Origin of the sequence: [Pantoea] beijingensis (assembly GCF_022647505.1) — a bacterium.
Taxonomy (GTDB): domain Bacteria; phylum Pseudomonadota; class Gammaproteobacteria; order Enterobacterales; family Enterobacteriaceae; genus Erwinia; species Erwinia beijingensis.
The window spans coordinates 1,339,542-1,364,487 of record NZ_CP071409.1; the positions used below are offsets into that span (position 1 = coordinate 1,339,542).

Sequence of the window (24,946 nt, forward strand, 5' to 3'; positions counted from 1 at the left end):
GGCAGTTTTTCGGGCCGACCCCTTCGGCCCGTATTCTCTTTGTGATCTTCTCGTCGCTTTCTCTGCCCCATATCAAGATTCGTTAGCCTGCTCGCGATTACCATTGCTGACTCTTCATGAACAATGGAGGCAAAAGTGATGACTTTTTCAGCAGCGATAGCACAGTTACAACAAGAACTGCAAAATATCCGTTATAACGAAGCAGGTTGCCGCCAAATTTGTATCGCACTTTCCGATGAGGAAGATGCGCTCGCCTGGCTGGGTGCGCAACATTGTTGGCCCCAGCTGTATATGATGCATCGTAATGAGCGAGCAGCAGTAGCGGCCTGTGGCGAAGTGATGCATTTTGATGATATCCATCAGGCGCAGGCGTTTTCCAGATGGCTTCCCGCCAACGTGCAGATCTGGGGGGCTAATGATTTCGCTGGTGAACATGGTTTTCTGTTTTTGCCACGTCTGATGTGGCAGCGTCGTGGTAAAGAATGTTCTCTCATTCTGACGCTGTGCAGCGAAACATCGCTGTCTGACGATATTTTGCGCGCACAAATATTTCTTACTGCTTTACGGCCATGGCAGCCGCTGCCTCCTTTATCACTTTCGTTATGCCATCGTCAGCACCATCCTGATAAGCCAGAGTGGATCCAGCTTGTTGAGCAGGCGACGGATGCAATTTTAAAAGGTTCGATGGAAAAGGTGGTACTGGCGCGGGCAACCGACCTGCAATTCACCTCAGCGGTCTCTCCCGTCTCACTGCTTGCGGCTAGCCGTGCGGTTAATCAGGGCTGTTATCATTTCTTGCTGGCATTTGATCAACATCAGGCATTTATCGGCTCGACTCCCGAGCGACTTTTCTTGCGCCAGCAAACGGAGCTATTTACTGAGGCATTGGCTGGTACTGTCGCTAATCCACCTGATAATGAGCTTGCAGAGCAGTATGCGTTTTGGCTACGCCATGATGATAAAAATCAGCATGAAAATATGCTGGTGGTGGAGGATATTTGCCAGCGTTTACAGAGCATCGTTTCCGGACTGGCGCTAATGGCCCCTGAAATTATTCGTCTGCGTAATGTTCAGCATTTACGCCGGCGTATTCATGGTCAACTGCGTCAGATAAACGATGCGCTTTGCCTGTCTCGATTACAGCCCACTGCCGCTGTTGCGGGAGTACCGCGCAACCGAGCGCGCGATTTCATCTCCCGATATGAGTCTTTTCCTCGCGAATGGTATGCCGGAACGTTGGGTTATCTGTCACGTCAACGCAGTGAATTTAGCGTTTCGTTACGTTCGGCATTTGTGCACGATCGTTGCGTACGGCTTTATGCCGGGGCGGGTATAGTCGCGGGCTCGGATGCCGAAAGGGAGTGGCAGGAGATTGAGAATAAAGCTGCTGCGCTAGCTTCCTTACTGTATGACGCAGCAGTTGTGGATATCCTGAAAAAAGAGGTTCAAGCCTGATGGTAAGGTAATCGAATCCGTGCAACATACAACTACCTCTTCATAGGTAATACTGGCCTATATCAACATTTGCGTGCGTTCATCTACTTATAATACGTATCGGTTTCGCTTTTTGATTGGGATGGGGTATGTCGATAAGCACCTTCAATCACCGTTGGGCGGAAGTTATTGTTGAAGCCTTAACGCGTCATGGTATCCATCACATCTGTATCGCACCCGGTTCACGTTCTGCTCCACTGACGCTAGCGGCAGCTGTCAATCCCAAATTGTCCTGCCATACGCATTTTGATGAACGTGGGCTGGGTCACCTGGCATTGGGGCTGGCCAAATCAAGCCAGCAACCAGTGGCGGTAATTGTCACCTCAGGTACCGCTGTCGCTAACCTTTACCCAGCCATCATTGAGGCGGGATTAAGCGGTGAAAGGTTGGTGTTGCTGACGGCGGATCGTCCTGCTGAACTCATTGACTGTGGTGCAAATCAGGCCATAGAACAAACCGCTATTTTTGCTGGCCACGCTGCCACGCTCAACTTACCTCGCCCCACGGCAGATATCGCCGCACCTTGGTTGGTTGCGGCGATCGATAACCTGCTGTATCAGCATGAGTTTGGCTCAATGCACATCAATTGCCCTTTTGCTGAGCCTTTATATGGTGATGACAATGGTGAGTTTATATCCTGGCGAGAATCGCTGGGGGACTGGTGGCAATGTTCGCAGCCTTGGGTAAGGCACAGCCAAAGAGTATCGCGATCAATACAGCCGGACTGGAATGTCTGGCAGCAAAAACGTGGCGTGGTAATTGCCGGAAAACTCGGAACTGGGCAAGGGCGGCGGGTTGCTGAATGGGCGCATAAGCTCGGCTGGCCAGTGTTGGGCGATGCTTTTTCACAAAGCGGTCAGCCGTTACCTTGTGCCGATCTTTGGCTGGCGAATCATGATGCGCAGCAGACGCTGGCACAGGCGCAAATCGTCATTCAATTTGGCACCAGCCTGACGGGCAAACGGCTTTTGCGTTGGCAGGAACAGATTAAACCAGCAATGTTCTGGCTGATTGATCGTGTCCCGGGTCGGCGCGATCCTGCCCATCACTCCGGCTGCCGCATCGTTGCCAATATCAATGAGTGGCTGGATGATCACCCCGCGCAGCCGCATGCCCCGTGGGCCGATCGTTTGCATGCATTGTCTATGCACGTAAAAAATGCAGTACATACCGCAACCGAGGCTTTTGGTGAGGCGGGACTCGCGCGAAGGCTCCCTGAGCTCCTGCCAAAGGAGGGGCTGCTATTCCTGGGAAATAGTCTGATAGTCCGGCTTATTGATGCATTTGCTCAGCTTCCTGCCAACTGTCCTGTATATGGAAATCGGGGGGCCAGCGGTATTGATGGTTTGCTGTCAACGGCGGCAGGTGTTCAGCGTGGTATACCGCGTCCGATGCTGATAGTGCTGGGGGACATTTCTATGCTTTACGATCTTAATGCCCTTGCTTTGCTACGGCAGCCGCCGGCTCCGCTGATCTTGCTGGTCATTAATAACAATGGTGGGCAAATTTTTTCTTTATTACCTACGCCAGTAGAAACGCGGGAGCGCTTCTTTTCGATGCCGCAGCATATTAGCTTCGAGCACGCTGCTGCTCTATTTGGGCTCCAATATTCGTGCCCGGCTAGTTGGGATGCGTTAAATCAATGTGTCGATCGTGGCTGGTCGCAGGGCGGTGTAACGTTAATTGAGCTAAACGTTGTGCCTGAAGAGGGGGCGCAAACTTTAGCGTCATTAGTGCAATGGGCTGAAAAATTATGATGTTACATGCGCGTTGGCAGGGTAAGCGCCACAGCGGTAAGCCGACATTGATTTGGCTTCATGGTTTCCTTGGCAACGCCAGCGATTGGGATAAGGTTCAGCGTGCGTTTGGCGACTGGCCGCGATTAAGTATTGATTTACCCGGTCACGGTGGTTCAAGCGGGCAGCGTGTTAGCGGTTTTGACGAACTATGCCAGCGAATTAACCAGACGCTGATGGCACATCAGATATCGCATTACTGGCTTATTGGTTATTCGCTTGGCGGCCGTGTTGCGATGCACTATGCGTGTCGTAATCGAGCGGATGGGCTCTGCGGGCTGATTGTTGAAGCGGGCCATACCGGGTTGAGTGATGAAATGGCTCGACACCAGCGTCAAAGAAAGGACAAAGAATGGGCGCAACGTTTCAGGACCCAGCCACTGCGACAAACGCTGGAAGCGTGGTATTGCCAGCCGATATTTGCGGAAATGCTGCCACGGGAGCGTCAGCAGGTGATCGGCGATCGCGCCGGGGGATATGCCCCGGCTCTGGCCGACATGCTGGAAGCAACCTCGCTTTCTCGCCAGCCCGATCTGCTACCAGAACTGCATCAGCTGCGGCTCCCTTTCAGTTATTTGTGCGGAGAAAGGGATAGCCAGTACCAGCAGTTTGCCCGGGAAATGGCGTTACCGTTACATACTGTTACGGCCGCCGGACACAATGCACATCGCGCTAATCCTGCGGCATATGCTCAACTCCTGACACAGATTATCGGCAGGTAAAGCGTTGCGGGCAGTCGGTTGCCGTGACCTTGTTGTCCGTTCAAATGACTGATGCATTTTTGATTCATTATTTTGAGGAACTGAAATGATTTATCCCGATGAGTCGCTGTATGCACGGGTAGAGTGGCATGACTGCAGCGGTGATTTTAGTGATATTCAATACCATAAGTCCGCTGACGGCATTGCCAAAATTACCCTTAATCGCCCGGAAGTTCGTAATGCTTTTCGCCCATTAACGGTACAGGAAATGATGCTGGCGCTTAATGATGCTCGATATGATGAAGGGATCGGCGTCATTATCCTGACGGGCGCTGGTGAGCAGGCGTTTTGTGCGGGAGGGGATCAGAAGATCCGGGGTGATTACGGTGGCTATCAGGATGAGCATGGCGTTCATCACCTTAATGTGCTGGATTTTCAGCGGCAGATTCGGACATGTCCAAAGCCCATTGTGGCGATGGTTGCGGGGTACGCGGTTGGTGGTGGACACGTATTGCATATGCTGTGTGATCTGACTATCGCGGCTGACAATGCACAGTTTGGTCAAACCGGACCCAAAGTGGGCTCTTTTGATGGGGGATGGGGAGCCGCCTATATGGCACGAATTGTGGGGCAGAAAAAGGCACGTGAAATTTGGTTTCTGTGCCGTAAGTATAATGCGCAGCAGGCACTGAATATGGGATTAGTCAATGCGGTGGTTGCGCTGCCTGAACTCGAGAAAGAGACGGTACGCTGGTGTCGTGAAATACTGGAGAATAGCCCTATGGCGCTGCGCTGCCTGAAGGCTGCGCTGAATGCTGACTGTGATGGTCAGGCGGGTTTACAGGAGCTGGCCGGAAACGCGACGATGTTGTTCTATATGACGGAAGAGGGCCAAGAGGGACGCAACGCATTTAATCAAAAGCGTCAGCCCGACTTTCGTAAATTTAAGCGAAACCCATGAAGCGCGACGCGGCTATCTGGCGCTATGCGTTGCCAATGGAGGCCGGTGTCGTTCTGCGTGAGCAACGGCTGAGGTATCGTGACGGGGTGATTGTGCGGATGCGTGACGGCGAGCGTGAAGGCTGGGGGGAGATAGCCCCGCTGCCGGGCTTTAGCCGGGAATCTCTTGATGAAGCGATAAACGCGGCCATACGATGGCTGACTACATGGTGTCAGGGGGGGCTTCCAGCTAACTGCATGCTACCGTCAGCTGCGTTTGGGCTAAGCTGCGCTCTTGCTGAGGTTGCGGAGACGTTACCGCTTAAGGGGAATTATCATAGCGCGATACTGTGTACTGGCGATCCAGATGAATTGTTAATTCGTTTGGCGCAGCAGCCGTACTGTATCGGTAAGGTTAAAGTCGGCCTGTACGAGCCAGTGCGCGATGGCATGATGGTGAACTACCTGTTGGAAGCACTGCCGACGTTACAATTACGCCTTGATGCAAATCGTAGCTGGACGCTGGATAAAGCGCGACAATTTGCGCGACATGTGGACCCGACCTTACGCAACCGTATTGCGTTTCTTGAAGAACCTTGCCATACCCCCGAAGCGTCTTGTCAATTTGCTAAAGAAAGCGCTATTGCCATCGCATGGGATGAAAGCGTGCGAGAAGCAGGTTTCCAACCCCAGGCGGCACCTGGGGTTAACGCCCTTATAATCAAACCGACTTTAATCGGCAGTATTGCAGAGGTTGAACATATCATTGCCGTTGCACGGCAACAGGGGTTGGCTGCCGTGATGAGTTCCTCGCTGGAGTCGAGCCTTGGTCTGACACAATTGGCGCGATTGGCGCAGTGGTTAACGCCGGAGGTTGTACCTGGTTTAGATACGTTGGAACTGATGACGCATCAGCTTCAGCGTCCCTGGCCCGGTAGTTCGCAGCCTCTTAAGACAGTGGATGATCTGGAGTGCCTGTGGCACGGTTAAACAACTGGCCGTGGCGTCATTGGGCACAATGTAAGCCTGAATCACCGGCACTGATCGTGGACGGCATGTGCCTGAATTGGCAACAATTAGCGCAGCGTATCGATCGGCTGGCGGTTGGATTTCGTCAGCAGGGCGTGCGTGTCGGCAGTGGTGTGGTGCTTAAAGGACGCAACAGTGAAGCGACCTTACTGGCTTATCTGGCATTGTTACAGTGCGGTGCGCGCTTACTGCCGTTGAATCCACAGTTGCCCGATCTGCTTTTGCGTACATTATTGCCCTCCCTCAATATTGATTTCTCACTGTGCCTTGACGCGCCAATATTGCCATTACCTATCCTCCCTTTGCGCATGACCGAAAAAGAGGGGTATTTGCAGATCGATTGGGAACCGGAAAGTATTGCCACGCTGACGTTAACTTCGGGCTCCAGTGGGCCTCCTAAAGCGGCGGCTCACACGTTTACTGCACACCTTGCCAACGCTGCCGGCGTGACAAAACTACTTGGTTTTACTGCCAGCGATCGCTGGTTACTTTCGCTGCCGTTATTCCATGTTTCAGGGCAGGGTATTGTCTGGCGCTGGTTATTAGTGGGGGCATCGCTGGTGCTGCAGGACAACAGAACGCTGACGCAAGCGCTGAAAATATGCAGTTTTGCTTCGCTGGTGCCAACGCAACTATGGCGCATCCTACAGCAGAATCGTGGTGTGACATCGCTGACGACGGTGTTACTTGGCGGTGCACCCTGTGCAACGACGCTGATCGAACGGGCTGAAAAAGCAGGTGTCCGCTGCTGGTACGGTTACGGCATGACGGAAGCCGCATCGACCATTACCGCTAAACGTGCTAATGGCAGAGAGGGGGTAGGGATTCCGCTTGAAGGGCGTGAGGTGAGTTTGGTTGATGGAGAAATATGGCTACGTTCAGCAATACTCTCCTGTGGCTACTGGCAGAACGGTACATTACAACCGGTTGTGGATAATCATGGCTGGCTACATACTCGGGATCGCGGTTGTTGGTATGAAGGAGAGCTGCAGGTCATTGGCCGGCTGGACAACCAGTTTTTCAGCGGCGGTGAGGGGATTCAGCCCGAACAGATCGAACAGGTATTGTTACAGCATCCCGCGGTTAGTCAGGTATTTATTATTCCTCAGGACGATCGTGAGTTCGGACAACGTCCGGTGGCGCTGGTGGAAATCAGGGACGGATTGTCCGTAGCAGTATTGGCAGAATGGGCAAAAAGCAGGCTGGCAGGCTTTCAGCAGCCGGTAGCATGGTATTTGCTACCGGCATCGCTCAATAATGGCGGCATTAAAATTTCGCGCCAGTCACTCCGACAATGGCTACATCATCGGTCAGAACAGGGCGGGACGCTACTCCGCCCTGGTGTGTGTGACTAACGCGCTTTTAATGCGTTTTCCACACCCGCGCCATAGGTTTCATCAACCTGACGGAATAGAGCGATCTGCCGTTGCTGGATAAATTCAGGTACCTGGCTCAATTCTCCTGCGATGCGTTGAAACATACGCTGGTGCTCTTCTTCACTCAGAAGATTGAACAGTGCGCGCGGCTGACTGAAATAATCCTCGTCTTCACGATGATTCCAGTGATCGGCAGCCCCTTCCAGCGACAGAGGCGGCTCGCTGTAGTCTGGTTGTTCCTGAAACACGTTAAAGCTATTTGGTTCATAGGTTGCGCCATTGCCGCTGTTACCATCAATGCGCATCGCGCCGTCACGGTGGTAGTTATGGAACGGACATTTTGGCGCGTTTACCGGGATTTGATGATGATTTACGCCTAAACGGTAGCGGTGGGCATCGCCATACGAGAACAAGCGGCCCTGTAGCATGCGGTCCGGGGAAAAACCAATGCCGGGTACGACGTTGGCGGGGCTCATCGCCACTTGTTCAACTTCAGCAAAATAGTTTTCAGGGTTACGGTTCAGGGCAAACTCACCCACTTCAATTAGCGGGTAATCACCGTGTGGCCACACTTTGGTGAGATCAAACGGATTATAAGGCGTTTGTGAGGCTTCAGCTTCTGGCATGACCTGCACATAAAATTTCCAGCGCGGGAAATCGCCACGCTCAATAGCGTCATAGAGGTCGCGCTGTGAGCTCTCGCGATCCTTACCGATTAACGTTTCCGCTTCGTCATCCATCAGGTTTTGGATACCCTGCTGGCATTTCATATGGAATTTTACCCAGAAGCGTTGCTGCTGATCGTTGATAAAACTGTAAGTATGGCTACCGAAACCATGCACGTGGCGATAGGAATTTGGCAGGCCGCGATCGCTAAAATCAATAGTCAACTGGTGCAGCGCTTCCGGTAATTGGGAGAAAAAGTCCCATTTATAGGTCGGGTTACGCAGGTTAGTACGTGGATCGCGTTTGACTACATGGTTGAGATCGGGGAATTTTAACGGATCGCGCAGATAGAAAACGGGGGTATTGTTCCCCACCAGATCCCAATTGCCTTCTTCAGTATAGAATTTCAGTGAAAAGCCACGGATATCACGCTCAGCATCAGCGCCTCCACGTTCACCGGCGACGGTGGAGAAACGAATGAACAACTCAGTTTGCTTACCCACTTCAGAGAAAATTTTGGCGCGAGTAAAGCGTGTAATGTCTTGGGTAACAGTGAAAGTACCGTAGGCACCTGAACCTTTCGCATGCATCCGGCGTTCCGGGATAACTTCACGATCGAAATGTGCCAACTTTTCTAATAACCACACATCCTGCAGTAGCAGTGGACCACGGCGTCCTGCCGTCATCGAGTTATTATTATGGGCGACGGGCGCGCCGGAGGCGGTGGTGAGGCCTTTTTTGCTCATTATGATTGCTCCCTTTTGAATAGGTCAGGATTAGACATTATTCGATGTAAACCCCAGGATTAGCTAGAAACATCTATTGTGCAGTTCATTGTGTGGCGGAACTATGATCCCTGGCAATCTGGCTGAAGCTATTACTGCCATCTCTAAAACAACTCAATCACATTGGGGACGTTGATAATGTAGACCAGTTATGGCGCGGCTGCTGGAACAACTATTTGTTGCTATTGAATGCGCAGCGCGCGTTTTGCTATTTACGTTACCGCGGGTTCTCGCTACGGTAAAAACATAAAAATCGAATAACAAAAATTCATGTATCCGTATGTACCCAACAGGAGATAGCTGTGATTAGAGTTGAAATGCTTTCGACGGGCGATGAAGTGTTACACGGACAAATTGTTGATACTAATGCTGCCTGGCTTGCCGATGTTCTTTTTCAGCAGGGTTTACCGATGAGCAGCCGCTCAACGGTCGGAGACAGCCTTGAGGCGCTGGTTGTTGCCTTGACGGAGCGCAGCAAAATTGCCGATGTACTCATTGTGAATGGTGGATTAGGGCCAACCAGTGATGATCTTAGCGCGCAGGCTGCGGCGACTGCAATGGGCGTTACGCTGGAGCTCAATCAAGGCTGGCTGGCAAAAATGGAGGCTTATTTTGCCGGACGAGGTCGTCCTATGGCGCCAAGTAATCGCAAACAGGCGGAGATCCCGGCAGGCGCGGAGTTGGTGGATAATCCGGTAGGTACCGCCTGTGGCTTTGCGATCCATCTCAACCGCTGTTGGATATTTTTTACGCCGGGTGTGCCATCGGAATTCAAAGTGATGGTGGAGCAGCAAATAGTACCACGACTCCGACAGCACTATATCTTGCCTGAGCCACCTGTTTGCCTGCGTCTGACTACGTTTGGGCGTGGAGAGAGTGATTTGGCAATGCAGTTGGAACCGCTGGATTTGCCGGTTGGTGTAGTGATGGGATATCGCTCCTCTATGCCGATTATCGAGATAAAACTTACCGGGCCAGCAGTACAACGCGAGGCGATGGAGCAAGTGTGGCAGCAGGTTCGCTCCATTACGGCGGAATCGATCATTTTTGAGGGTACAGAAGGATTACCGGCTTTGCTGGCGCGATATCTGCGTGAAAGAGGCCTGGCGCTAAGCGTGAGTGAGCAATTTACGGCAGGCTTATTACAATGGCAGCTTGCATCGGCGGCACTTGTACTGGCAGCCGGGCAGGTTTTGCCTTCGCATGAGGAAACGTTACACCAGTTGGCTGAACGCATTGCCCATCTGGCTCGGGATCGGGGAACTGCACTGGCGATTGGCGTTGGGAGTTATCATGAAGATCGGGTAGATTTTGCATTGCATACGCCGGATGGAACTTTCGCGCAACGTGTTGCTTTTAGTACGGGCCGCCATAATTTGAAAACGCGGCAGGAGGTGGCTGCCATAATGGCGATGAATATGCTGCGCCGCTGGTTAAAAGGGATGGAAGTGACCAGTGGTCATGGCTGGATTGATGTAGTAGAGACGATATTGCCCAGCCAGGGTTGAGAGCTTACTGTCAACGGTGTTCCGTTCATCCTTCGGATGACCAGGCAGAGCCGGTTAGCGCCGGCTCTGCACTCGCGCTTTTCGACAGCCTTCTCGCCCGCTTCGCATGCTCTTTCGAAAACGCCGCTTCCTGACGCCCCATTCGCGATGTTAAGACCCATCCCTGGCCCTGGCTGAACGCGCTTCCAGGACGAGCCGCATGGACGTGGCGAGAGGAGTGTTGGCTTTCTTCATTCACCCCGGTCACCGACTTCAGTCAGCTCCCGGGGATGGCCTGTGTCGCCGCCTTAATGCAAAAACCGAATTATTCAGGGTATAGATGATTTACCTGAAGCAGCCAGGAGGCTGCAACCACTCCCGCCAACCTACAGCTCGATCTCTATATCACCTTTTGCTTTGCAGCAGCAGGGTAGAATCTCACCATCCTGCACAAATGCCAGCGGCTGTGCCACATAGCACACCTCACCTTTCAGTAAGCGTGTGCGACAGGAACCGCAGTAGCCTTCACGGCACTGATACTCCACGCAAAGGTTATGCGACTCCAGCGTATCAAGCAGCGAGGTATGGGCATCATCACATCGCAACTGTGCACCCGTAGTGCGTAACGTGATAATCGGTCCGGCCATCTCAGTTACAGCTGGAAATCGTTAAAGTCATCTTCGCCAACTTCAGAGTCGATCTGGCCAACCAGATAAGAACTCACCTCGACTTCCTGCGGGGCTACCTGCACATTGTCAGACACCAGCCATGAGTTAATCCACGGGATCGGGTTAGAACGCGTTTCAAAGGGAAGATCAAGGCCAACCGCATTCATGCGGATATTAGTGATGTACTCAATATATTGGCAAAGAATATCTTTATTCAGACCAATCATTGAACCATCCTGGAACAGATATTCCGCCCACTCCTTCTCCTGCTGTGCTGCCAGTACAAACAGGTCATAGCATTGTTGGCGACATTCTTTAGCGATCTCCGCCATTTCCGGGTCGTCTTCGCCACTGCGCATCAGGTTCAGCATATGCTGCGTACCGGTCAAATGAAGCGCCTCATCACGGGCGATAAGGCGGATAATTTTGGCATTACCTTCCATGAGCTCGCGCTCGGCAAAGGCGAAAGAACAGGCAAAGCTGACATAAAAGCGAATGGCTTCCAGTGCATTCACGCTCATCAGGCAGAGATAGAGCTGCTTTTTCAGTTCTCGCAGGCTTACCGTAACGTTTTTACCATTGACCTGGTGGGTACCTTCGCCTAACAGATGCCAATAGCTGGTCATCTCGATCAGATCGTCGTAATAGCTGGAGATATCTTTTGCACGGGAAAGGATCTGCTCATTAGTCACGATATCGTCAAACACCAGCGCGGGATCGTTAACGATATTACGAATGATATGGGTGTAAGAGCGCGAATGGATAGTTTCAGAAAACGCCCAGGTTTCCACCCAGGTTTCCAGCTCGGGAATCGAAATCAACGGCAGTAACGCGACATTTGGGCTGCGGCCCTGGATGGAGTCAAGTAGCGTCTGATATTTCAGGTTGCTGATAAAAATATGTTTTTCGTGATCGGGTAGGCCTTGATAGTCGATGCGATCGCGTGAGACATCTACCTCTTCAGGACGCCAGAAGAAAGAGAGCTGTTTTTCGATAAGCTTTTCGAAGATGTCATATTTCTGCTGGTCATAACGTGCAACGTTAACTGGTTGACCGAAAAACATCGGTTCATCCAACTGGTTGTTTTTATTTTGTGAGAACGTAGTGTAAGCCATTATGTGAACCTAATAATAACGGGCTGAAGCGTACCATTTTGCTGTGATGTCATCACGATGCAGAAGACGGAGTTTGCCCGAATCGTTGAATTGTGCATCGACTCGGGCTGATTTTCGTACTGCAATGCTGACGCCGCCGGGTACCTGTCTGGCCCGTGGGAGTAATTAAATTTTACAGGCGCCGCTTTCGCAGCCGTCATCCTGAATTGAAGGTGCCAGATCGTCTTGTGCATCTTCCGCACCGTCGCGGGTATTCTGGTAATACAGTGTTTTCACGCCGAACTTGTAGGCAGTTAACAGATCTTTCAGCAACTGCTTCATCGGCACGCGGCCGTTGGCGAAGCGGGTTGGATCATAGTTGGTGTTAGACGAAATCGCCTGATCGATAAATTTCTGCATCAGGCCTACCAACTGCAGATAGCCATCATTGTTTGGCATTTCCCACAGCAGCTCGTAGCTGTCTTTCAGGCGTTCATACTCTGGCACAACCTGGCGCAAAATACCGTCTTTAGATGCTTTAATGCTGATATGACCACGCGGGGGTTCAATACCGTTCGTGGCGTTTGAAATCTGTGATGATGTTTCTGATGGCATCAGTGCAGAGAGCGTTGAGTTACGCAGACCATGGGTCTTAATTTCTTCACGCAGCGTTTGCCAGTCCAGATGCAGTGGCTCGTTACTGATGACATCCAAATCTTTTTTATAGGTGTCAATCGGCAGAATACCCTGTGCATAGGTGGTTTCATTGAACCACGGGCAGGCACCTTGTTCTTTCGCCAGATCGTTAGAAGCTTTCAGCAGCCAATACTGAATCGCTTCGAAGGTTCTATGCGTCAGGTTATTGGCGCTGCCGTCTGAATAACGAACACCATGTTTCGCCAGATAATAAGCGAAATTGATCACGCCGATACCCAAGGTACGACGGCCCATCGCACCGCGTTTTGCTGCCGGAATCGGGTAGTCCTGATAATCGAGCAGAGCATCAAGCGCACGTACTGCCAGCGTTGCCAGCTCTTCCAGATCGTCGAGACTGTTAATAGCGCCCAGGTTGAAGGCGGATAACGTACACAGGGCGATTTCACCGTTTTCGTCATTCACATCCAGCAGGGGTTTAGTCGGCAGTGCGATTTCCAGACACAGGTTAGACTGGCGAACGGGTGCGATAGTCGGATCAAATGGGCTGTGAGTATTACAATGGTCCACGTTCTGAATATAGATACGGCCGGTAGAGGCACGTTCCTGCATCATCAGTGAGAACAGGTCGACCGCTTTAACACGCTGTTTGCGGATACTGTCGTCTTTCTCATATTGAGTGTAAAGACGCTCAAATTCATCCTGATCGGCGAAGAAGGCATCATATAAACCCGGTACGTCAGACGGGCTAAACAGGGTGATTTCTTCGCCCTTCAACAAGCGTTGGTACATCACCTTATTGAGCTGTACACCGTAATCCATATGACGTACGCGGTTACCTTCTACACCACGGTTATTTTTTAATACCAGCAGGCTTTCCACTTCAAGATGCCACATTGGATAGAACAGCGTGGCTGCGCCACCACGTACGCCACCCTGTGAGCAAGATTTCACCGCAGTCTGAAAGTGCTTATAGAACGGAATACAACCGGTGTGAAATGCTTCTCCGCCACGAATCGGGCTACCCAGTGCGCGAATTCGGCCTGCGTTGATGCCGATACCAGCACGCTGAGAAACGTATTTCACAATAGCGCTGGACGTCGCGTTGATCGAATCGAGGCTGTCGCCACACTCAATCAGCACGCAAGAGCTAAACTGGCGGGTTGGGGTACGCACACCGGACATAATCGGCGTTGGCAGAGAAATTTTAAAGGTCGAGATCGCATCATAAAAACGTTTTACGTAATCAAGGCGAGTGGCACGGGGGTAGCCTGAGAACAGGCAAGCAGCCACCAGAATGTAAAGAAACTGAGCGCTCTCGTAGATTTCACCACTAACACGGTTCTGTACCAGATATTTGCCTTCTAACTGCTTAACTGCAGCATAAGAGAAGTTCATATCTCGCCAGTGATCGATAAAACCGTCCATCTGCTCGAACTCTTCTTCCGTGTAGTCTTCCAGCAGATGCGCGTCATATTTCCCCATATCGACCATGCGTTTAACCTGGTCAAGTAATTTAGGGGGTTCAAATTGACCATAGGCTTTTTTGCGCAGATGGAAAATAGCCAGGCGTGCGGCCATGTATTGATAATCTGGCGCGTCACGAGAGATCAGATCGGCAGCCGCTTTGATCACTGTTTCATGAATATCAGAGGTTCTGATGCCATCGTAAAATTGAATATGGGAGCGTAGTTCCACCTGAGAAACCGAGACATTTTTCAATCCCTCGGCGGCCCAATCGAGAACCCGGTGGATTTTATCGAGATTGATACGCTCTTTGCGGCCATCGCGTTTAGTGACGAGCAGACTCTGATTCATGTCGCGTTTTACCTGTCCGTGAAAATATCCCCTGTTTATTCACAGATAAACTTATTGTGAGTAAGTCTGTGGATAAACACTATATGTAGGGGCTTGGGGATGAATGGATAACTAGATGGTGAGTATTCTAGTAAGGAATCCGTTCAGTACAAGTATTGATTTCAGTCAGAAAATGAGGTTCAGGCGGGGGTTTTTTCGTAAGTCCACGTCACATAAGGCCTAAGGGAATTGTCAATGGGATAGAAAAAAAATCAAAATATTGATCGAGTGCTGATTTCTTAAACTTCATCGATAATTGCGCTGGACAGGTTGCGCAATTATCGACAATCAATACCCATACGATATGCTTATTTATGCTTTAGTATGCAGCATATAATTCACATCCACGCCGTGGCCAAGACGAAATTTATTGGTGAGCGGGTTATAATGTAACCCGATGATATGACGTTCGCGTAGCGGTGTCTCATCTATCCAGTTCAGTAGCTCGGAAGGGCGTATGAATTTTTTAATATCATGTGTGCCGCGCGGTACCATACGCAGTACATATTCAGCGCCAAAAATGGCCATCAGCCAGGATTTGCTGTTACGGTTCAGGGTGGAAAAAAAGACTTCGCCGCCGGGCTTGACCAGACGCGCGCAAGCATGCACCACCGAACGCGGATCGGGAACATGTTCCAGCATCTCCATGCAGGTCACAATATCATACTGTCCGGGATTTTTATCCGCGTGTTCTTCAACGGTTTGCTGAATATAATTCACGCTAAGTCCGCTTTCCAGTGCGTGTAAACGTGCAATTTGCAGGGGCTCAGCGCCCATATCCAAACCAGTGACATTAGCGCCTTCACGCGCCATACTCTCAGCCAAAATGCCGCCGCCGCATCCGACATCCAGCACGGTCTTACCGAACAACCCGCCGGCATGCTGAGCGATATAACCCAGACGTAATGGGTTAATACGATGCAGCGGTTTAAACTCGCCTTCCATATCCCACCAGCGAGAGGCCACCGCTTCAAATTTGGCAATCTCGTTATGGTCAACGTTATATGAGCCGGGATCGGTTTTTGCGTTCATCAAATCTGTACTCCTGCATAAATTTGTCCCAAGTATATACTTGTCATACTTCAAGTTGTATCGCTATACCTGTCGTCTCGGATGCTGTATTCGCCTCGTTGCATGTACCTTTCGCCTTTAGCCGCGCGTCAAATTGCCCACGATTCATTAATTCTGCGAAATAATCTGCGTGAGAGTGCGGGAAATAGAATAAAACGCGCGTCGAAACGCTTTCCGTTCACCGTATGACAGCAATGTGATATACTTTCGCACCTTTGAATCCGGGACTAATGTAGAGGGATAGCGGCTCCATGAGCGACCTTGCCAGAGAAATCACACCGGTCAATATCGAGGAAGAGTTAAAGAACTCGTATCTTGATTACGCCATGTCGGTCATCGTTGGCCGTGCATTACCAGATGTTCGGGATGGACTCAAACCTGTCCACCGTCGTGTGCTTTATGCCATGAACGTTCTCGGTAACGACTGGAACAAACCATATAAAAAGTCTGCCCGTGTTGTCGGCGACGTAATCGGTAAATATCACCCACACGGCGACACTGCCGTTTATGACACTATCGTGCGTATGGCGCAGCCTTTTTCACTGCGTTACATGCTGGTTGATGGACAGGGTAACTTCGGTTCTATCGATGGCGACTCCGCTGCGGCGATGCGTTATACCGAAGTGCGCATGTCAAAAATTGCGCATGAGCTTCTGGCCGATCTGGAAAAAGATACCGTCGATTTTGTGCCGAACTATGACGGCACGGAACAGATTCCGGAAGTTATGCCAACCAAGATCCCGAACCTGCTGATTAACGGCGCGTCGGGTATCGCTGTCGGTATGGCAACCAATATTCCGCCGCATAATTTGACAGAAGTGATCAACGGCTGCCTCGCTTATATTGAGGATGAAAATATCAGCGTTGAAGGGCTGATGGAGCATATCCCAGGACCTGATTTCCCTACTGCGGCGATTATCAACGGGCGCCGTGGCATTGAAGAAGCTTATCGTACCGGCCGCGGTAAAATTTATATTCGTGCTCGAGGCGAAGTCGAGACCGATGCGAAAACCGGCCGTGAAACCATCATCATTCATGAAATTCCTTACCAGGTGAACAAAGCGCGCCTGATTGAGAAAATTGCTGAATTGGTGAAAGAGAAGCGTCTGGAAGGTATCAGTGCGCTGCGTGATGAGTCTGATAAAGACGGCATGCGCATCGTGATTGAAATTAAACGCGATGCGGTTGGTGAAGTGGTGCTGAATAACCTCTATTCACTGACTCAATTACAAACGTCTTTCGGCATAAATATGGTGGCGCTGCATCAGGGCCAGCCGAAGATTATGCCGCTGAAGGATATACTTGAAGCCTTCGTGCGCCACCGCCGTGAAGTGGTGACGCGTCGGACTATTTTTGAACTGCGTAAGGCTCGCGATCGCGCGCACATTCTTGAAGGTCTGGCTATTGCGCTGGCGAATATCGATCCAATCATCGAATTAATTCGCCGTGCGCCGACGCCTGCCGAAGCGAAAGCTGGCCTGATCGCGCGCCCATGGGACTTGGGCAATGTTTCCGCCATGTTGGAGCGTGCCGGTGATGATGCTGCGCGTCCGGAGTGGCTGGAAGAACAGTACGGTATCCGTGACGGCCAGTATCATCTGACCGAACAGCAGGCGCAGGCGATTTTGGATCTGCGTTTGCAGAAACTAACGGGCCTTGAGCATGAAAAACTCCTGGATGAGTACAAAGGCCTGCTCGAGCAGATTGCCGAACTGCTCTATATCCTGGAAAGCGCCGAGCGTCTGATGGAAGTGATTCGCGAAGAGCTTGAACTGATCCGCGATCAGTTTGGTGACGAGCGACGTACCGAAATTACGGCGAACACCGCGGACATCAACATTGAAGACCTGATTAATCAGGAAGATGTTGTGGTGACGCTATCGCATCAGGGCTATGTGAAATATCAGCCATTGTCGGATTACGAAGCACAACGTCGTGGTGGCAAAGGTAAATCTGCAGCGCGTATTAAAGAAGAAGACTTTATCGACCGCCTGCTGGTCGCCAACACCCATGATACCATCCTCTGCTTCTCAAGCCGCGGGCGGCTCTACTGGATGAAGGTGTACCAACTGCCAGAGGCGAGTCGTGGCGCGCGTGGACGTCCAATCGTCAACCTGCTGCCGCTGGAAGCAAATGAGCGAATCACCGCGATCCTGCCGGTGCGCGAATATGCGGAAGGGTTGAATATCTTTATGGCGACCGCCAGTGGTACCGTGAAGAAAACCGCACTGACCGAATTCAGTCGTCCACGTAGCGCCGGAATTATTGCTGTCAATCTGCGTGATGATGATGAGTTGATTGGTGTTGCGCTCACCGCCGGTGAGGATGAAGCGATGCTGTTCTCCGCAGCCGGTAAAGTGGTGCGTTTCTCTGAGCAGGCCGTTCGCGCAATGGGCCGCACGGCTTCTGGCGTTCGTGGTATCAAACTGGCAGCCGGCGATCGTGTTGTATCGTTGATCATTCCACGTGAAGAGGGCGCGATCCTGACCGTCACACAGAATGGTTATGGTAAGCGTACCGCTAACAGTGAATACCCGACCAAATCCCGTGCGACCCAGGGGGTTATCTCGATCAAAGTGACCGAGCGAAATGGTCCGGTGATTGGGGCGGTACAGGTTGTTGATAGCGATCAGATCATGATGATCACCGATGCCGGTACATTGGTGCGTACTCGTGTTTCAGAAGTCAGCGTTGTCGGGCGTAATACCCAGGGCGTGATTCTGATTCGTACCGCAGAAGATGAGAATGTGGTTGGCCTGCAGCGCGTTGCTGAACCGGTAGCAGAAGAAGAGTTAGATGCTATTGACGGTAGCGTCGCGGAAGGGGATGACGAAATCGCGCCTGAGATTGAAAGCGATGACGATTCCGCTGAAGGCGACGACGAAGAGTAATGTTTGTTAGCCAGTTTGAAAGCCAGGCATATGCCTGGCTTTTTTACATCTGAATCTACGGGAAGCAGCGAAGATTGCCGCGTGTTCTGGCTTTTTTAACAGACTAAAGTTACTGTATCGGGATCGCAAAACATGCATCTGACATTTGCCGCAATAGGTTCCACTTGAAATATCTTGTCTCGTTTCGCACCACGTTAAGGATCTCACGCTATCTGTTCCGGGCGCTGGCATTAATGCTCTGGACGCTGGGCGCGTTGCTCACTACGTTCTTTATTATTAATGTGCTCCATGAAAAAGAAACGCAGGTGCGGCAAGAGTTCAGCCTCAACTACGAACAGGCACAGTGGTATATTCGCCATTCGGCAGATGTTACGCGTGAATTGAAATATATTGCGGAAAACCGGTTAAATGCTTCATCCGCCGACCAGGATCTGATGAACCGTGTTTTGCCGGGTAAAGTTGAATCACCGCAGTTTTATCCCTTGCTGGCGGATTCTGACTGTAACGCCATGAGCAATCTCTGGCGCAGTTCGCTCACTTCCCTGAGCTATTTTCTCCATTACTGGAAAGCTAATTTCTCCTCCGGTTACGAGTTGAATCGCGTATTTTTTGTCGGTGGCGAAAACCTCTGCCTCGCCGATTTTGCGGTGGGCAATACTTCACTCGATCGTGAGCGCACGCTGAAATCACTAAACGACCGTATTTTACATTATCGCAACGGTAACGAAGAGGAACGTAAAAACAGCCTCTACTGGATAGCATCTACCGCGCAGCCCGGCGTCGGGCATTTTTATGCGATTACGCCAGTGTTGATGGCCAATAAGATGGAAGCGTTACTGGGTATTGAGCAGAGTATTCGGCTGGAAGATTTTATCTCACCGGGCAGTTTACCGGTGGTGGCTACGATTATCGATCAAAATGACCGCTCGATCCTAACCTCTTCCCGCACCGGCGTTGACTTTTCACTGGATGATTTGCCGAATGATAAATCGTGGTTTGGTTACGTCAATGGCTATAAACAGCTGGTCATGAAAAAGCCGTTACCGCCGTCATCGCTCAGTGCAGTCTATTCGATTCCAACTAACGTGCTGATTGAGCAGTTGAAAATACTGATCGTTAATGCATTGCTGCTAAACGTATTGAGCGGGATTATTCTCTTTTCTTTGGCCTGGCTATTTGAACGGCGCATGTTTCTGCCTGCGGAAGAAAACGCACATCGCCTTGAAGAACATGAGCAGTTTAACCGTAAAATTGTGGCCTCTGCGCCAGTCGGTATTTGTATTTTACGTACCAGCGATGGTACTAACATCCTCAGTAATGAATTGGCACATAACTATCTTCATTTACTGACGCAGGAAGACCGACAGCGCCTGACGGAAATCATCCGTGGCCAGCAGGTCAATTTTGTCGATGTCCTGACCGGCAGTAATACCAATCTGCAAATCAGCTTTGTGCACTCCCGCTATCGGAATGAAAATGTGGCGATATGCGTGCTAGTTGACGTGAGCGCCCGAGTCAAGATGGAGGAGTCGTTACAGGAGATGGCGCAGGCAGCCGAGCAGGCTAGCCAGTCAAAATCAATGTTCCTGGCAACGGTAAGCCATGAATTGCGCACGCCGCTATACGGTATCATTGGTAACCTTGACCTGCTGCAAACTAAAGCGTTGCCGAAAAGTGTGGAATCGTTGGTGACGGCGATGAATAACTCTTCCAGCCTGCTGCTTAAAATCATCAGTGATATTCTCGACTTTTCGAAAATTGAGTCGGAGCAGTTGCGTATTGAGCCGCGTGAATTTTCTCCGCGTGAAGTTATCACGCATATTGCCTCTAACTACCTTTCGCTGGTGGTAAAAAAACGTCTTACGCTTTACTGCTTTATTGATAGCAATGTTCCTGTTTCACTGGATGGCGATCCGTTACGTTTACAGCAGGTGATTTCAAATCTGTTGAATAACGCTATTAAATTTACTCATACCGGCTGCATCATCCTGCACGCTTATATCAAGGACGGTTACCTGGCGTTCTGTGTACGCGATACCGGCGTAGGTATCCCGGCCAAAGAGATCACTCGCCTGTTTGACCCATTCTTTCAGGTTGGTACTGGCGTTCAGCGCAACTTCCAGGGGACAGGTTTAGGGCTGGCAATCTGTGAAAAACTGATCGGTATGATGGACGGTGATATTGAAGTTGACTCCGAGCCCGGGATGGGGAGCCAGTTTATTATTCGTATCCCACTGTATAATAGCCAGATGGTTGCTCCACCGCTGCATGAAGGTTTACAGGACAAGAGGATCTGGCTGGAATTGCGTAATGAAACGCTGGAAAATTTCCTTCAGAGCCTGCTCCACGATCACGGTATTCAGGTACAGCGTTACGAAGAACGTCTCCATGGCAACGATGATGTGATTATTACCGATTATGATTTCCAGCCGGAACGGCCGCTACGTGCAGTTATTGAGTTTGACGGCAAGCATATTGATATGCCGCAGGAAATAGTCGCCGGGCGCTGGGTTTACAGCACAGCAATGCCACACGAGCTGCCCGCTTTACTGGGACGTATCTATCGTATCACGGTGGATGTTCCGGACGGGTTGCCGGTATTGCCGCCACCGGTCGAAACGCGCGTTGACAATGAGGATATTGTGATTCTTGTGGTTGACGATCATCCCATTAACCGGGTGCTGCTCTCCGATCAGCTGGCATCGCTTGGATTCCGGGTGAAGACGGCACAGGACGGCGTAGATGCGCTGAATGTGATTAGTCGTAGTGATATCGATATTGTACTGAGCGATGTCAATATGCCGAACATGGATGGCTACCGTCTGACACAGCGTTTGCGCCAGCTGGGACAAACATTCCCGGTGATTGGTGTGACGGCGAATGCGCTTGCAGAAGAAAAACAGCGCTGTATCGAGGCAGGGATGGATAATTGCTTGTCGAAGCCTGTCACGATGGAAACGTTACAAAAAACGCTGGCATTTTATGCTGAACGAGTGCGACGTAGCAGGGACGGGTAATGGAATAGAGCTAATAAGGCAGGGCAGACTTATGGCTGAGCCGCCAGCACGGAGGGTCCCTCCGTGCAAGACAGCGCAAGATCTACATTCAGTCTTTATCAATCGGCGTGGTGCTGACCGATGAGAGATAATTCAGTAGGGCAATATCATTATCTACCCCAAGCTTCATCATCGCGGATTTCTTTTGGCTACTGATGGTTTTAATGCTGCGGTTCAGTTTTTTGGCAATTTCGGTAACCAAAAAACCTTCAGCAAACAGGCGTAGTACTTCACTTTCTTTAGGAGAAAGACGCTTATCACCGTAACCACCGGCGCTGATTCTTTCCAGGAGTTTAGCCACGCTATCCGGTGTATATTTCTTGCCTTTTTGCAGTGCAGCCAAAGCCTTAGGAAGATCGGTTGGTGCACCTTGTTTCAGCACGATCCCCTCAATGTCGAGATCCAGAACGGCGCTGAGAATGGCAGGATTGTTATTCATCGTCAGCACGATGATCGACAGATCCGGATAATGGCGTTTGATATATTTTATCAGTGTGATGCCGTCACCGTATTTTTCCCCTGGCATGGATAAATCAGTGATCAGTACGTTGGCATCTAATTTAGACAGGCTATTAATCAACGCCGTAGAGTCTTCGAACTCACCAACGACGTTCACCCATTCAATCTGTTCAAGTGATTTACGAATGCCAAACAGGACAATCGGATGGTCATCGGCAATGATTACATTCAAATTATTCATCTTATTGGTTACCTTGCTGCAGCAGTTGATTGACGTAAGCGTCAATATCACTGGTGGTATTTTTAATGTTTGAATCGTCACACTCTTTAATGTGCTGTTCTAACGTTTCACATAGCTGCTTGCCTGGTACCAGATTAAGCATGGCAAACACGCCTTTGAGGCGATGCGCTGTCTGAGCAAGCGAATGGTAGTCCCTGTTCGCCTCCTCATTATACAATCTCTTCACATCATCCGGTACCGTCTCAACAAATAGCTGGTAGTAACCGCTGCTGAGCAGCGGCGTGCCATCGTCTTCTGCAGGAGCTTCAACAAGCGAATCCTGCGCCATTTGCTGTTCAATCAGTTGTAACAGCGCATCAAGCAGTGCGCCACTGATGTTAAAATTGACTCGATATTGATTTTCGCCAATGGCGCGGAAACCCATCTCATCATCCGTGAGTAGTAATGACCATGGCGTTAATAACGCTGGGTCATCAGTGACCAGAACATCATGGTCCTGGCCTGAGAAGCGCTCATCGGGTGTAATACAGTTCGCTCCCCAGTTCTCCAGCTGATGACAAACGATTTTACGTACATCATCAACGGTAATTTCAATCAGCGCTGTTAGCCCTTCGAGTAATTTTTCTTCCTGCGGTTGCTGATTTTCCGGCGGTACATGCAGGTTGATGCTGTACCGCGTGCCGATATCGGGTTTGGCGACAATATCCAAATTGCCACCCAATTGCTTACAGAGCTGCTTACACAAGAAAAAAGCCAGGCCAGACGCCTGTCCAAAGCGGTCGTTGGACGTTTCACCAAGGAAAGGGAAATCAGTATTGCCTAATTCATCAACGGTGAGGCCGGCGCCGGTATCAACAATTTGAATGGTTAGACGATCCGGGCGATCGGATGGAGAGTCAACGGTCAGTGAAATTTTTCCCCAACTGGTGGTCGTTAGCGAGTAATGCAGCAGGGTAGACAGTATTTTACGAATGGCCCAGCGATCGCCAAAACGAATTTCATCGCTGTTCAGACGATTGCGCACCAGCAACTTTAAGCCTTTACGCAGGGTTAATGGCAGCATTTCCAACGTTAATTCATCCAGCAACATCTGTAAGCTGAAAGAGTCTGCATCCGGGGCCCAGTCATGTGTTTCAAGGCGATTGAGCAATACAATATCGTCTACAAGACGACTTAAGGCTTGTGCTTCCAGCCGCGCTGCTCCCAGGTCGGCTCCATTATCGCTGGTGGCGTTCAGGGCACCTAACTGGTGAACAACCTGGCTTAGTGGGCGATTTAGTGCATGACCAAGATTTTGCATCAGCTGCTGACGCATTTGATGATTCTTATCCAGTATTTGCTGGGCTTTTTGCAGTTTTTTATTAACCAGCAGTTCGCGATCCTGATCCCGCATCATAAAGAGCTGAGTATGAGGAGAGATAACACTGCGCGCATGGCGAATCTCGTAAACCTCATTATTAACGGTGGCCTGTAATACGCCCTGATGTTGATCGGACATATTGATAATATTTTGCAAATTTAGGTGTGGTAGCAGGTGTTCAGCAATTTTGTTACTGACAATCGTACGGTTGCTGGCAAAATCGTAAACCAACATGCCCACCGGCAAGCTGGCGACAATTTCTTCATTAAGTACTCTCAGTGAATCCAGCTCTGCACTCTGATTCTCACTAGGACGCAATGACTGCTGGCGTAGCAAAAAAAGTCCTGCCAGTGACATGAGTAGCAGCGCCAGATTAGCCAGTAATGGCCACATCAGGTTGCGTAGCGTATCAACTATAAGGCTGGTGAGTGGTACGCGATATATCAGCTGCAGGGGCGTACTGGCGAGCGAAGATGCAATTTCTACATTCGGATTAGCCAGTGAGATCTGGGTGCTTTGGCTGGCTTCATTGTTTGGCTCTCCCTCGTTTGAAACAATGTTATCCTGCTTCAATTGGAAGTTTTCCAGCGGCATGTTGAGCGGAATAAGGTCGTTAACCGGAAGGTCGAAAGCGACTACGGTCGCCAGGTGACCCGGCTGATTAAAGGTCGTACGTACGGTAAAGTAATGATCATTTTGCCAGGTAAAGCGACGCAGGGGCGAAAAACTTTCCCGCTCATCCAGCGCATTGGCCTGCTGCAACATCTCCGCGCGGCGTGCATCAACGATGTTGCTGATCGCGCTCTCTTTATAGCGCGTTGCCATGTCTTTTAATGGCAGCGTTGAGACCAGAATCAGGCTGTTATCCTGTCCATTCAGGAAATACATGGACCAGGTGCTGTTTTCCGCTCCCCATAAAGTATCAAGATAATTAGACATGCGCAGTGACATATCAAGCGTGCTGCTATCGTGTGAGCCGAATATTAAAGCTTCAGTCTTACGGCGTGTTTTTTCAAGATAGTAGACGTCAGGGCGCAGACGCGTCTCTTGCTGACTATTTGGCGTTGCCCCTGCTGCACTGGCGGCAAGGTTTTCGTAAATCTGCCAGGTAGCGAAACGGTAGGTATCGATCCGTTTTTGCATTGCATGAGTAATATCAGCCATTGCATAACGCTTTTCTGTCAGCCATGCATTCACCGCGTTATGGATCATAAATCCTAACGCCATCAGTAACACCAAGATGAATATCACAAAGAAGCGTGTGACATTGCTTGAGGTGAGGGGAAATTTATATGGCACCATAGCGTTACGTGACACCCAAA

General features: G+C 50.5%; 16 protein-coding genes. 9 read left to right on the top strand and 7 right to left on the bottom strand.

Annotation, left to right across the window (positions count from 1 at the left end):
• The first annotated feature begins 135 nt into the window (after window positions 1-135).
• The 6 genes from menF (at window position 136) to menE (ending at window position 7,314) form a co-directional block, all read left to right on the top strand.
• Window positions 136-1,455 (top strand): isochorismate synthase MenF, encoded by a 1,320-nt coding sequence (gene menF / locus J1C60_RS06045; protein WP_375139778.1) that lies wholly within the window; start codon window positions 136-138, stop codon window positions 1,453-1,455.
• A gap of 128 nt (window positions 1,456-1,583) precedes the next feature.
• Window positions 1,584-3,251, top strand: a complete 1,668-nt coding sequence (gene menD / locus J1C60_RS06050) for a 2-succinyl-5-enolpyruvyl-6-hydroxy-3-cyclohexene-1-carboxylic-acid synthase (protein WP_128178742.1) — start codon at window positions 1,584-1,586, stop codon at window positions 3,249-3,251.
• Window positions 3,248-4,012, top strand: a complete 765-nt coding sequence (menH, locus tag J1C60_RS06055) for a 2-succinyl-6-hydroxy-2,4-cyclohexadiene-1-carboxylate synthase (RefSeq protein WP_164877295.1) — start codon at window positions 3,248-3,250, stop codon at window positions 4,010-4,012. Before menD ends, menH begins: the two co-directional genes overlap by 4 nt.
• Window positions 4,013-4,097: 85 nt before the next feature.
• On the top strand, window positions 4,098-4,952 hold the full coding sequence (gene menB, locus J1C60_RS06060) for a 1,4-dihydroxy-2-naphthoyl-CoA synthase (protein ID WP_128178743.1): 855 nt from the start codon (window positions 4,098-4,100) through the stop codon (window positions 4,950-4,952).
• On the top strand, window positions 4,949-5,920 hold the full coding sequence (gene menC, locus J1C60_RS06065; RefSeq protein ID WP_128178744.1) for an o-succinylbenzoate synthase: 972 nt from the start codon (window positions 4,949-4,951) through the stop codon (window positions 5,918-5,920). Before menB ends, menC begins: the two co-directional genes overlap by 4 nt.
• Window positions 5,908-7,314 (top strand): o-succinylbenzoate--CoA ligase, encoded by a 1,407-nt coding sequence (gene menE / locus J1C60_RS06070; protein ID WP_128178745.1) that lies wholly within the window; start codon window positions 5,908-5,910, stop codon window positions 7,312-7,314. Before menC ends, menE begins: the two co-directional genes overlap by 13 nt.
• Here menE and J1C60_RS06075 read toward each other — a convergent pair.
• On the bottom strand, window positions 7,311-8,747 hold the full coding sequence (locus J1C60_RS06075; RefSeq protein ID WP_164877296.1) for a catalase: 1,437 nt from the start codon (window positions 8,745-8,747) through the stop codon (window positions 7,311-7,313). The two genes, menE and J1C60_RS06075, sit on opposite strands and share 4 nt — an antisense overlap.
• A 341-nt stretch (window positions 8,748-9,088) precedes the next feature.
• Here J1C60_RS06075 and J1C60_RS06080 point away from each other — a divergent pair, with 341 nt between their 5' ends.
• A complete protein-coding gene (locus tag J1C60_RS06080; RefSeq protein WP_128178747.1) occupies window positions 9,089-10,294 on the top strand; it encodes a nicotinamide mononucleotide deamidase-related protein YfaY in 1,206 nt (401 codons plus the stop codon).
• Between the two features lie 365 nt (window positions 10,295-10,659).
• On the opposite strand, the gene yfaE is transcribed toward J1C60_RS06080, so the two are convergent.
• The 4 genes from yfaE to ubiG form a co-directional block, all read right to left on the bottom strand.
• Window positions 10,660-10,920 carry a class I ribonucleotide reductase maintenance protein YfaE gene (gene yfaE, locus J1C60_RS06085; protein WP_128178748.1) on the bottom strand — a complete coding sequence of 87 codons (261 nt, stop codon included), beginning with the start codon at window positions 10,918-10,920 and terminating at the stop codon, window positions 10,660-10,662.
• Window positions 10,921-10,925: 5 nt separating this feature from the next.
• Window positions 10,926-12,056 (bottom strand): class Ia ribonucleoside-diphosphate reductase subunit beta, encoded by a 1,131-nt coding sequence (gene nrdB, locus J1C60_RS06090; protein ID WP_128178749.1) that lies wholly within the window; start codon window positions 12,054-12,056, stop codon window positions 10,926-10,928.
• Window positions 12,057-12,221: 165 nt separating this feature from the next.
• Entirely contained in the window at window positions 12,222-14,507 is a 2,286-nt protein-coding gene (gene nrdA, locus J1C60_RS06095) for a class 1a ribonucleoside-diphosphate reductase subunit alpha (RefSeq protein ID WP_128178750.1), read from the bottom strand.
• A 351-nt stretch (window positions 14,508-14,858) separates the two neighbouring features.
• Window positions 14,859-15,578 carry a bifunctional 2-polyprenyl-6-hydroxyphenol methylase/3-demethylubiquinol 3-O-methyltransferase UbiG gene (gene ubiG / locus J1C60_RS06100; RefSeq protein ID WP_128178751.1) on the bottom strand — a complete coding sequence of 240 codons (720 nt, stop codon included), beginning with the start codon at window positions 15,576-15,578 and terminating at the stop codon, window positions 14,859-14,861.
• Between the two features lie 290 nt (window positions 15,579-15,868).
• On the opposite strand from ubiG, the gene gyrA reads away from it, so the two are divergent.
• Together gyrA and rcsC are read left to right on the top strand one after the other, a co-directional pair.
• The gene (gyrA, locus tag J1C60_RS06105; protein ID WP_128178752.1) at window positions 15,869-18,508 is read left to right on the top strand and encodes a DNA topoisomerase (ATP-hydrolyzing) subunit A; all 2,640 of its coding nucleotides are present in this window, start codon (window positions 15,869-15,871) and stop codon (window positions 18,506-18,508) included.
• 164 nt (window positions 18,509-18,672) lie between these two features.
• Window positions 18,673-21,525, top strand: a complete 2,853-nt coding sequence (rcsC, locus tag J1C60_RS06110; RefSeq protein WP_128178753.1) for a two-component system sensor histidine kinase RcsC — start codon at window positions 18,673-18,675, stop codon at window positions 21,523-21,525.
• Window positions 21,526-21,613: 88 nt separating this feature from the next.
• Here rcsC and rcsB read toward each other — a convergent pair whose 3' ends face one another.
• A complete protein-coding gene (gene rcsB / locus J1C60_RS06115) occupies window positions 21,614-22,264 on the bottom strand; it encodes a response regulator transcription factor RcsB (protein ID WP_128178754.1) in 651 nt (216 codons plus the stop codon).
• A gap of 1 nt (window position 22,265) precedes the next feature.
• Window positions 22,266-24,923, bottom strand: a complete 2,658-nt coding sequence (gene rcsD, locus J1C60_RS06120) for a phosphotransferase RcsD (protein WP_128178786.1) — start codon at window positions 24,921-24,923, stop codon at window positions 22,266-22,268.
• Window positions 24,924-24,946 lie beyond the last annotated feature (23 nt).

Coding starts and splice junctions, on each gene's coding strand:
- menD (WP_128178742.1), top strand. CDS start 1,584: ATGTCGATAAGCACCTTCAATCACCGTTGGGCGGAAGTTATTGTTGAA.
- menH (WP_164877295.1), top strand. CDS start 3,248: ATGATGTTACATGCGCGTTGGCAGGGTAAGCGCCACAGCGGTAAGCCG.
- menB (WP_128178743.1), top strand. CDS start 4,098: ATGATTTATCCCGATGAGTCGCTGTATGCACGGGTAGAGTGGCATGAC.
- menC (WP_128178744.1), top strand. CDS start 4,949: ATGAAGCGCGACGCGGCTATCTGGCGCTATGCGTTGCCAATGGAGGCC.
- J1C60_RS06075 (WP_164877296.1), bottom strand. CDS start 8,747: ATGAGCAAAAAAGGCCTCACCACCGCCTCCGGCGCGCCCGTCGCCCAT.
- yfaE (WP_128178748.1), bottom strand. CDS start 10,920: ATGGCCGGACCGATTATCACGTTACGCACTACGGGTGCACAGTTGCGA.
- nrdB (WP_128178749.1), bottom strand. CDS start 12,056: ATGGCTTACACTACGTTCTCACAAAATAAAAACAACCAGTTGGATGAA.
- nrdA (WP_128178750.1), bottom strand. CDS start 14,507: ATGAATCAGAGTCTGCTCGTCACTAAACGCGATGGCCGCAAAGAGCGT.
- ubiG (WP_128178751.1), bottom strand. CDS start 15,578: ATGAACGCAAAAACCGATCCCGGCTCATATAACGTTGACCATAACGAG.
- gyrA (WP_128178752.1), top strand. CDS start 15,869: ATGAGCGACCTTGCCAGAGAAATCACACCGGTCAATATCGAGGAAGAG.
- rcsB (WP_128178754.1), bottom strand. CDS start 22,264: ATGAATAATTTGAATGTAATCATTGCCGATGACCATCCGATTGTCCTG.